The following is a 9,597-nucleotide window of genomic DNA, read 5'->3' as shown; positions in this document are numbered from 1 at the left end:
TTGGCTAACTCGGTGACACCACACGGACCCCTGTGTTTTAACTCGTCCACCAGGGCGAGCGTCTTTTCGGTCGTTCGAACCGGGTGCTTGGCGTCCATGCACACAGGTAACAGAGTTCACTGAATAAATGTTCTGGTATAGAGAACGAGTCTGCGGATGCAGCAAACGCGGTAGAGTGGTCACCGCACGGCAACGTGAAAGCCAGTCGATTACCGACTAGTGGATAGTTCGATGCGGGAGGGGTGATGGAGGTCGGTGGATTCGGGATTGGTGTTCACGATGGGGGTCGACCGTCACCGGTGCACGAACGAAAAAATAATTCGCAGCAGTGGCAGTGCTGAGCTCGACGTGGCAGTGTTGGTACAGATGTTCATGAGTTTCGATCGGGACAGACCTACTCTTCGGGATTGCCACATCTATGGTATGACTGATACCTTGGTCTCACGCCAAGTCGGTTTTAGTATCCGACCACATATCAAATTCGGTCACAAACATATCAATGCTACTCTATCTGCAAATATCCACATCGTATGTGACGGTGAAGAATCATCGAATGAATTCGACAATGGTCGTGGGGACTAGTAAGTGACTATCGAACTACGACCATGACGAATGCGTCGCCCAAAATGTAGTGACAGCCTTGCCCTCTACGAGATGTTCTCCGACGTCGTATTCGTCTGTGACTCGTGTGATTACGTCATTCCGGGAGGAAGATGATGATGAACAGATCGTCTACCTCTCTTTCCACCCGTTGTCATCAAAACTTGTTGATAACCGGAATACCGACAGTTTCGAACTTCGTCATCGAAGCCAATACTTCGGGTGTCTGTTCAAGTGAAACCGTCTTGGAGACCAGCGCTGCCGGATTTAATGATTCGTGTTCTATCATTCGGAATATCTCTTCGTACCGTGGTCGAGGCATCCCAACCGCACCAATGAAATTGATTTCGTTGAGTACCATGAGATCAGTCGGGAGCGATACCTCGCCACCCTCCTCGTTCGACGTGAGGCCGACTTGTACGTGTTGACCTTTTTTCCGAAGGCTCTTGACCGCGTTCTGGCACGTTTCTGCGATGCCGAGGGCGTCAACTGACACGTGAGCACCGCCGTTTGTAATCCCCCTCACCTCTGATGGGACATTGGCTACATCGTTGGCATTGATGGTTTCAACAGCACCCAGCTCGGTCGCAAACGACAATTTCTCGTCGAATAGGTCAACCGCGACGACGTTAGCCCCGATTGCAGAGGCGATCTGAACGGCCGAGAGACCGACGCCACCACATCCATAGACGACGACCCAATCACCGGCGGTGACGTCTGCACGGTGTACGAGGGCGTGAAACGACGTCATAAATCGGCAACCCAACCCAGCCATCTCGACTGGCGAAACACTGTCTGGAAGGTGTACGACGTTAAAATCCGCCCATGGGACGTGGAACCGCTCCCCAAAGGCCCCAGGCGATTCAGGTGCGAGTCCGAGCGGAATACGGTTATCGCAGACGTTTGAGTGCCCATTTCGACAGGACGGACACGTTCCGTCACCGAGGTTGAAGGGGACAGTCACACGGTCGCCTTTGCGGACGTGTTCAACTTCGTCTCCAACTTCGACAACGACGCCAGCAGGTTCGTGACCGAAAACATGGCCCTGTTCGAAATTTCTGGACTCCCAGAGCGGGTCACCTTGCCAGGCGTGCCAGTCACTCCGACAGATTCCGCATGCCTCCGTCTCAACGACGACACCCGTCTTGTCTGGTTTCGGTTCGGGTATCTCTGTGATTTCTAATGGCTCACCGACCCCGGTGAATGTTGCTGCGCGCATCGTAACGCGGTAATTGTTGGCAATCAATATAGTATCGAGGGTCAACACACTAGACATACTGGGTTCAGATTTACATAGTTCAGAAACCTTCTCTGGCCTCTCCGATGACGGGTTCGAAAATGAGGAGATGCACGAACGCTACAGAGTGCTCGCAGAGCGACGAAGAAACCTGTTACTCGATGACACCGACACACCGCTGACAGACGCGCTGAACTACGTTGCCGGTGACGCACCAGAGGAACTCACGGAGGCACTCCGACCTGTCGCTCGTGGCGAGTCACTAGATTCGTTGGAGACGTCAGGGTACGTGATTCACTCGCTCCAAACAGCACTTCACGATGCGCTTTACTGCGACGACGGTGGTAGACGCTATCGTGACGCCAGTAAACCGCGGCGGTGATACAGACACGGTCGGTGCAATTACGAAGCAGTCACAGGGGCTCGGTTCGGTGCGTCGAATCTCCCCGGACGGTGGGTGTCCGAGACCGGAGAGGTGAGTGAACTCGAGACACTGGCGGGTCAGTTGATGCCCCCGACAAAGTAACGCTCACACGCCACTAGCAGTTTTCAGAATGAGCGAGGGTATGTAGGGGAATGGATTACCCACGCTGGCTAACCCGAAATAGGACTTATCAGCCTCGTTCAGGAGTTAGCAGCTCGTCAACCTCCGCGAGGTCAAACAGTGACCATTTCTCGGAAAGACTGTCCTCGAGGCCATCGACGAATCCACTCTTCGAGAAGAGAGCGAATCGCTCCTCTCGATCGCCTGGCCCCCACCGAACGTTCGCTGCCTTCGCCCGGAGGCTTTCAACGAGTGCTTCGCCGACAGGTTCTGACGTCCACTTACATTCAGCAAGTAGGATTCGATCGTCGTCCGGTGCGAGACCGACAATATCGATCTCATCTTCGCCGTACCACCAACGACCGACCGCCGAGTATGGGTCGAAGGTACCCCGCCGAATACCTTCCCAGACGGCTTCCTGGCACACGTCTTCAAATGTAGTGGCGACGTGAGTCGGCAGGTCAGGCTCGATTGTCCCGTCGTATACGACCTCCGGTGCCTCTTCGATACTGGAACGATTTGGCTCGACGTACCGGAACCAGAATCGAAGAAACTCATCCGCAACGTGGTACCGTGATCGCTTCGACTTCTTGCCTGACGCGGTAACAGGGACTTCCCGGTCGATCAGTCGGAGGCGTCGAAGGGTTTGCAGGTACTTCGATAGTGGGCCCGAATCGATTCCCGTCGCACCGGAAATCTCGTTTGGCGTCGTGTGTCCCAGTGCCACTGCTTCGAGGATGCTCATGTACCGGGCAGGATTACGGAGCTCAGTCCGAAGCAAGAACTCTGGTTCGTTGTACAACACCGCAGTCGGCGACAGGATCTGGGACTGTACGTTCTCCGAGAGAGAGTACCCGTAGTCGAACAGTGTGAGGTACATTGGTGTTCCACCGGTTATCGCGTACGAACGAATCGCGTCTGCAGAATCGTACTTGATGACCTTACGCGCTTGTTTGAAGGAGAAGGGCTGTACATCGAGTTGCGCCGTACGCCGTCCGTACAATGGGCTCTCGTGTCCGAGAACCTCTGATTCCATCGTGCTCACACTTGACCCGCAGACCACCAACATTGAATCTGTCCTTTGGAGTTGCTCATCGACGAACCCCTGCAAGTAGGAGGGAACAGAGTCGTTCTCTTCAACGAGATACGGGAACTCGTCGATGACAATTACCAGATCTTCGTTTTGAAGTTTCTCTCCAAGGTACTCAAAGGTCTCGTCCCAGTCGTCGATCCGTGGAACGCGTTCGTCGAAATAGTCTGCGAGCTTCTCAACGAATTTCTCACGCTGCCGATTTTCAGCTTCTTGGGCTGCAAGGAAGTAAATGTGTGGTCGGCCAGCACAGAACTCTTTCAATAACGCAGTTTTCCCTACACGGCGTCGACCATAGACAACGACGAAATCAGATCCAGGAGACCCGAACGCAGAAGCAAGCGCGTCCAACTCGTCCACCCGGTTATAGAAGGTCATACTCTAAATAATGATTACCACGATAATGACTTATTTGTTTCGGGAGAACCCCCATATGTATGTTCATGAACATTGTTCATTAACTTTGTTCATTAAAAACGCCCAGCATATCAAGAATGGATAGCGCGATCCCCCTGTTTTGAGAGAAATTTGAAACAGCGGCACTGTCTAGTTAGTGACCTCCTCAACCGGGGGTCGTCCATCGAGCGCTTGGTGCGGTCGTTGAAAGTTGTAGTATTGCACAAATTGTATGAACCACTCGCGGACGCTTCCGTGACTGTCCACCCACGAATTATGGAAGCGGTCGACTCGTATTTTGAGGGTATGAAACCATTTTTCGATGAGGTTTCGCTCGACGTAGTCAAGCCGACCGCTCAATCCCAATCGAGAGAGGGCAGTCTGATATCCGTAGCCATCAACGAGAAACACAGCGTCTGAGAGATCGTGTTTCTCCGAGAGTCGATGGAGAAACGCAGCAGCCGGATCAGTCCCATGCCGTCCAAACAATTCGACGTCGAGAATCAGTTTTATCTCGATGTCTATTGCAGCGTACAATCAATACCATTCGCCATTGATTTTGACAGCGGTCTCGTCGACTGCAACCCGCTTCGGCTTCGCCTCAGGCGGGTTGTGACCGCTGTCAGCCAGTCGATGTACCGAGTGCCAAACAGCTTGGTGGGAGCGTTCAACGCCGAGTAATCGAAGAACTTCTTTTGTCTCTCTGAGTGAACAGGCGGTCGCGTGGAGCTGGACGGCAAACGCCCTAACGGGCGTTGCCGTCCGCTCACGCTCCCAAGTTTCTTCAAAATCCGTCGCAAAGCACTCGCTGAGCAGGTCTGCGAGCGTCATGACCAATTCACTCAAGGACCTGCTCGCTTCTCAAACTGACTTAACTAGACAGTGCCACCTTCGGATTTTATATTGCAACATACAGTTTATCGCAGTTTGCCGCTCCGCAGATCCCATTTTACTAATTACGTTTGTGTACGTACCACTCCCGCATAAGCTAAAGTGTTAAATCACTATTAGAAAGTCGGTGAGTAATGAAAATCCCACATTCAGAATTACCCCAACACGCAGCGAGAGGGTTACGCCCCGGTGAGCAGGCGTAAATCAACAGTCTGACTCCCGGGGTTGGAGCCTGAAGAAGTGGCTTCAAAGAACAATCGAGAGAACGCCGCTTCAAGTGGTTCCAGATGAGTCTCTCAACGAACTCGTCGGCGGCGACGTTGCATGCAATACCGTACTTTGACCGTCGAACTTACCAGAATAAAGGCTCTGTTGAAATCCTCAGTCGGTGATCGTTGGTGAGGCTGTGCTGAATACAGCGCGCAAGTCGGTCAGTTGCTCAGAACTAGTCAATCGCCATTTTATATTGTGTTTTTTACATCTTGGCGGCAGGACCTACAAATACAGATAAAATACAATCTTTCAGAAATCGATATCGGACTTTTCAGTGTCAGTCGGGTCGCCTAGAACCTCGATAAGCGAATCCGCGATTAGAACTCGCCTCGCGTTCAGGAATTTATCGAAGTTCTCGATTTTATAGTACTCTTCCTCTCGAGGGATGTGGTGGCGGTCATAGAATGCATTATCACGAGTTGTTATCCACTTCTCGAAAGGCTTGTCCTGTTTAGCTTCGTTCTCCCTCGCCGTCAACAACTGGAGGTTGGCGAATTTATCCGCCAGATTCGAGAACCTCCCGGCTTTCTCATACTCTATCCCCTGATCGACTAAGTGTTCGACTTTCAATCTATTATCGGGGAAAATATGATCTTGGTGGTATTGGATCTCACCGAAGTCATGTTGTTCGTAGAGGAGTGTCAACGCCAAGAACGTTCTGTTTCCACCCTTCTCATAATCAAGTATGTTTTCCGCGATATCCTCATCGAATCCGACGACTTTCCCGAGGTCCCTCATCTCGGAGTATAGAGCGTTTATCGGGAAACCATCACCCTCGTGTTGTCGTAGTACCTCTCGTGATCGTCGCAACACCGAATCTGCACTTCCGGAGAATGTCCCATGCAACAAGGAGGTGATGAACCACCGTTTGATATCCCGTTTCGTACTCGCAACCGATGCTTTGTCACTACGCATCTTCTCGGCACTGGTTCCGGTCAACATGAACCAATACGCGAGTGGAATGACAGCATTCCGACTTAGTAGGGTCCGCTCGTGGATTCCAAAGTAATTCACTAATCGAACCGCTTCTTCGATTGAATCCTTTATGTCCACCCAGTTATTTTCTATCTGGGAAACGTTATCGCGTTTAAATTGCTTGACCTGATACTGAACGTTGAGATTCGTCAGTACAAGTGAGGACTTCAGCAGGAAATCCTTACTGAAACTGTTAGTCTTCGGTAACTGCATGTTCAAATGATCTACAAAACTAGTCAGTTCTTCGCGGGCTTCGTATGTATCCCAGTTCGCCTGCGCTATGGACAACAGGAGGTCCGACTTCTGCAACTCGGTGCCGCCATCGTTTGTCCTGATGAAGATTTCCAAGACTCTATCGATGTTCTGTTCTTTCTCCTCGAAATATCGGACGTAGGTCTTGTCATGGATCGCAGATTTGAAGTTGCGGAGGTTCTGCCCAAGCCAATGCTTTTCATCGTCCGATAGAACGTACTCGTCCTTGATGCCCCTTATGTAGTCCTCTAAATCGATCTGGTCCGCATAATCCAGTATTGCTCCGGCACGGAACCAGAGATTGCCCCCTCGTTCGACGACACGATCCGAATACTCCTCATTAGGAAGAAACTCGAATTCGTACCGTGTCAACCGATCTCCACCTTCCTCAAGCAGGTCACGTGGGTTCGATGTTATATTCAGGTACATCTTCGATTTTTTCCAAGAATTCCTCTTCCTCTTCCGCTTCCACTTCGGCCTGTACGTGTATGTGCCCTTCAGACCGATATAGAACGACGACAATCGCTGTTGTCCGTCTAGTATCAACTTCAAGTCACCAGCCCCATCTGGTGTCACCTGTGCGTTCCGTGATTGGGCCCCAGTCTCGATGTACTTCGTCGTTGTGATATAGTCCTTGATGAAGCCGTACATCGTGTACTCATCCCGATTCTCTGTCTCAATATCCCAGAACAGGAACGTCCCGATAGGGTACCCCTGAACGATGGAGTCGAACAGGTCAGTTATCTGATCACGCTCCCAAACAATCTCGCGCTGAATCGCCGGGAGCAACCAGTTCTCCCTCTGAATTTCATCGACTGCATCCTTGATTGTCTCCCCCTGGTTGTACATATATTAACAGCTTTCAAATACTCATCTTAAATACCTTATCCGATTTCAAATGAAGATGGTATAAGGGTCGGATTCATCGACTATCTGACTCAGGTTTGGACAATTTCAACGATATCGGAGTCCAGTATACACCCTTGGCACTGGAGTGAAAGACTAACCCTCTGTATGTTGCACGCACTTCCTGTCCAAGGTTGAGGGTTTCAACTAACCCGTTTTTAACAAACTCAAACGGCCATCTCACAGGGAGAGGTCATTTCGAGTGTTCTACCCCTCGGTTCCTCATCCGAACCGACGAGAACAACGGCCAAAATGGTGAGCGAAGCTATCGATGGAAAGTCGACATGAATCTCGAAATAGTTATTAAGGCCGTACAACTGTCCGAGTGAGTAGAGGTCTGGCTAGACCGTTAGCTTGCTAGCCGTGCAATACATCCGATTGATTGTTTGAGTTATACCACTCCCGCACAAGCCAAAGTATTATTTTGCTGTGAAAAACAGCAGATACCAATGATATTCACTGGCTCAGAAGTATCCCGAAACACGGCAAACGGTCTTTCGGACAGTAAATCAACATGACAAAACAGTTCATCAGCCAACAATCCGACGAGGAATCCACGGACCCAGAGACGCGTAGCCGTCGCTACAACTGGTCGCGTATGGACCTCAACGAACTCGTCGACCTCTACTGGCAAGACATCGCACCGAAGCGATACCGCGACGGGTTTGACGAAGACCGAGACATACCAACCTACGACTGGCTCACTGAACACGGATACAGTGGCATCGCGTACGCACTGCGCGAGCATCACGACCTCACGCCCAAGCAGTTCTTCGTTGACGTCGTCGGCCTCGAAGACGAGGAATCTGAAGAGTGGGAGTGGAACGTCGAACACGAGCCTACTGTCAACGCACTAGAATTGTATCTCAACTCGATACGAACTCGTGGTGGACGAGCAGAGAGTACCGTCGAGACCCACCGGACGCGGTTGGCGAAGTGGGTTCGAACCTATCGAGAGTTGCACGAGACGGACGCGTTGCTCGAACCGCTGTCTGAGTTGGACCAGCAACCGGGAGAGATAGAACGCTGTCTCGCCGTCCTCGACGTATTCGACGAAGAGCTATCGACAGATCGGTCGAAGCTCGAGTACCTTCACGTCGTGAGAGCGTGGTACGCGTTCGTGAAGCGCCGAAAGTACGCGAAGTACAATCCACTCTCGGAAGCCGGCGAAGAGTTCGGCTGGGAAGCCAGCGAGCCAGACCCGCAGGCGCTGTCGGCGTCACAGGTGCGTCGAATCTACAGCGAGGTGGACTCCCCTGAAGCGGAGTTGCTCGTCGTTGCGCTCGCCGGGTGGGGGTTACGGCCCTCGGAGGTCGCGGCCTTGCACGTCGACCAGGTGGTTTTGGATGCAGAGGACTCGCATCTATCGTTCGGCGATGGGGAACGGAAGAACGGGCCCGGAGAGGTGACACTGTTGTATGGTGTGAACGTCGTCGCTGAACGGATTGATGCGCTTTCTGACCGTGAGACGTGGAACGGGTATCTGTTCCCCTCTCGCTCGTCGTCGACGGGCCACGTGTCAGTTAGTACTATACGTCGTCGGTTCAAGCAACTTGCTGACATTGCTAAGGTGGTTGTTGACGGGGATACGCCCACGCCGAAAATGGGGCGGCGGTTCTGGTACTCGGCGTATCAGGAAGCAGTGGGAGAGGTTCTCGAGGGATTAGAGGGCGTTGCTGAAGATCAGGGGAGTTCGTCGACTGAGGTTGTGCTTCGGAATTATCTGTCGAGGGAGCAAGAACGGAAGGCTCGGCGAAGGAGGATGTACGAGAAGTTGGAAGCGGCATTTGAATCGTGATCCCACTCCTCCCGTCCTAAGAAAGACCAAATTAGATGTTGATACCGTCAGGAGGTCGTAATATATGGGTTTGGCTGATCGGGTGAATCTGCTAAACCCACTTACGATTTGGTGTGAATATCCCCACAGTGAATAAACTGTATGTCGATACATAGAGTCTGCAGAAATTTTCACCTGTGCTTCTGACTTTGGCAGCTGGTGGTGCGACCTTAGTGGATGCGAGTCGACAGGAGCCGGCGAATATAATCATAACGGCGACGATCTGAATTGGTCACGGTCGATTACAGACGAACTGTGGTTGGATTGAACACTCGCTCGCCAGAGCGTACCCTCAACACGGAGATAAACTCTCGTCCGTGGCTTGAGTTGACAGCGAATACGCTCTCACATACAGTGATGGAGAATACATCTGCACAGGACTGACGTTGAGCAATCTGCCCGCAAACATAGAGGTCGAAGTGTTGATTCGAGTTGGGTTGAGCCAGACGCACTTCCTACCGCTCACTCTGGGTGGTGGCAGGGGACCAGAATTGAGTAAGGAACCATCACGGGACTGTAGACGCCTAACCGAACGAGTCGATGCCAATTGTTGGGTGAGAATTTTGCGCCGGATTGCGAAATTATATCAGCACAAC

The 9,597-nt window shown here is 51.8% G+C and carries 4 protein-coding genes and 3 pseudogenes; 2 read left to right on the top strand and 5 right to left on the bottom strand.

Features of this window, described 5'->3' with window-relative positions:
* Positions 1-98, bottom strand: a pseudogene (locus tag ACK3SC_RS19005) (IclR family transcriptional regulator); the annotation flags it as partial.
* 659 nt (positions 99-757) lie between these two features.
* A complete protein-coding gene (locus tag ACK3SC_RS19000; RefSeq protein WP_416841826.1) occupies positions 758-1,819 on the bottom strand; it encodes a zinc-binding dehydrogenase in 1,062 nt (353 codons plus the stop codon).
* Between the two features lie 172 nt (positions 1,820-1,991).
* Here ACK3SC_RS19000 and ACK3SC_RS18995 point away from each other — a divergent pair.
* Positions 1,992-2,363 (top strand): annotated as a pseudogene (locus ACK3SC_RS18995) (ADP-ribosylglycohydrolase family protein); the annotation flags it as partial.
* 88 nt (positions 2,364-2,451) lie between these two features.
* On the opposite strand, the gene ACK3SC_RS18990 reads toward ACK3SC_RS18995, so the two are convergent.
* The 3 genes and pseudogenes from ACK3SC_RS18990 to ACK3SC_RS18980 all read right to left on the bottom strand — a co-directional run bounded on the left by ACK3SC_RS18990 (position 2,452) and on the right by ACK3SC_RS18980 (position 7,107).
* Entirely contained in the window at positions 2,452-3,849 is a 1,398-nt protein-coding gene (locus ACK3SC_RS18990; protein ID WP_416841825.1) for an ATP-binding protein, read from the bottom strand.
* A 168-nt stretch (positions 3,850-4,017) separates the two neighbouring features.
* Positions 4,018-4,698 (bottom strand): annotated as a pseudogene (locus ACK3SC_RS18985) (IS6 family transposase).
* Between the two features lie 582 nt (positions 4,699-5,280).
* Positions 5,281-7,107 carry a GmrSD restriction endonuclease domain-containing protein gene (locus ACK3SC_RS18980; protein WP_416841823.1) on the bottom strand — a complete coding sequence of 609 codons (1,827 nt, stop codon included), beginning with the start codon at positions 7,105-7,107 and terminating at the stop codon, positions 5,281-5,283.
* 655 nt (positions 7,108-7,762) lie between these two features.
* On the opposite strand from ACK3SC_RS18980, the gene ACK3SC_RS18975 reads away from it, so the two are divergent.
* Positions 7,763-8,962: a tyrosine-type recombinase/integrase gene (locus ACK3SC_RS18975; protein WP_416841829.1), complete on the top strand. Its 1,200-nt coding sequence runs from the start codon at positions 7,763-7,765 to the stop codon at positions 8,960-8,962.
* Positions 8,963-9,597 lie beyond the last annotated feature (635 nt).

It is taken from the genome of Haloferax sp. DFSO52 (genome assembly GCF_048158745.1).
In the GTDB taxonomy this organism is placed as follows: Archaea; Halobacteriota; Halobacteria; order Halobacteriales; family Haloferacaceae; genus Haloferax.
This window is presented reverse-complemented; position numbering and strand designations above follow the sequence as displayed.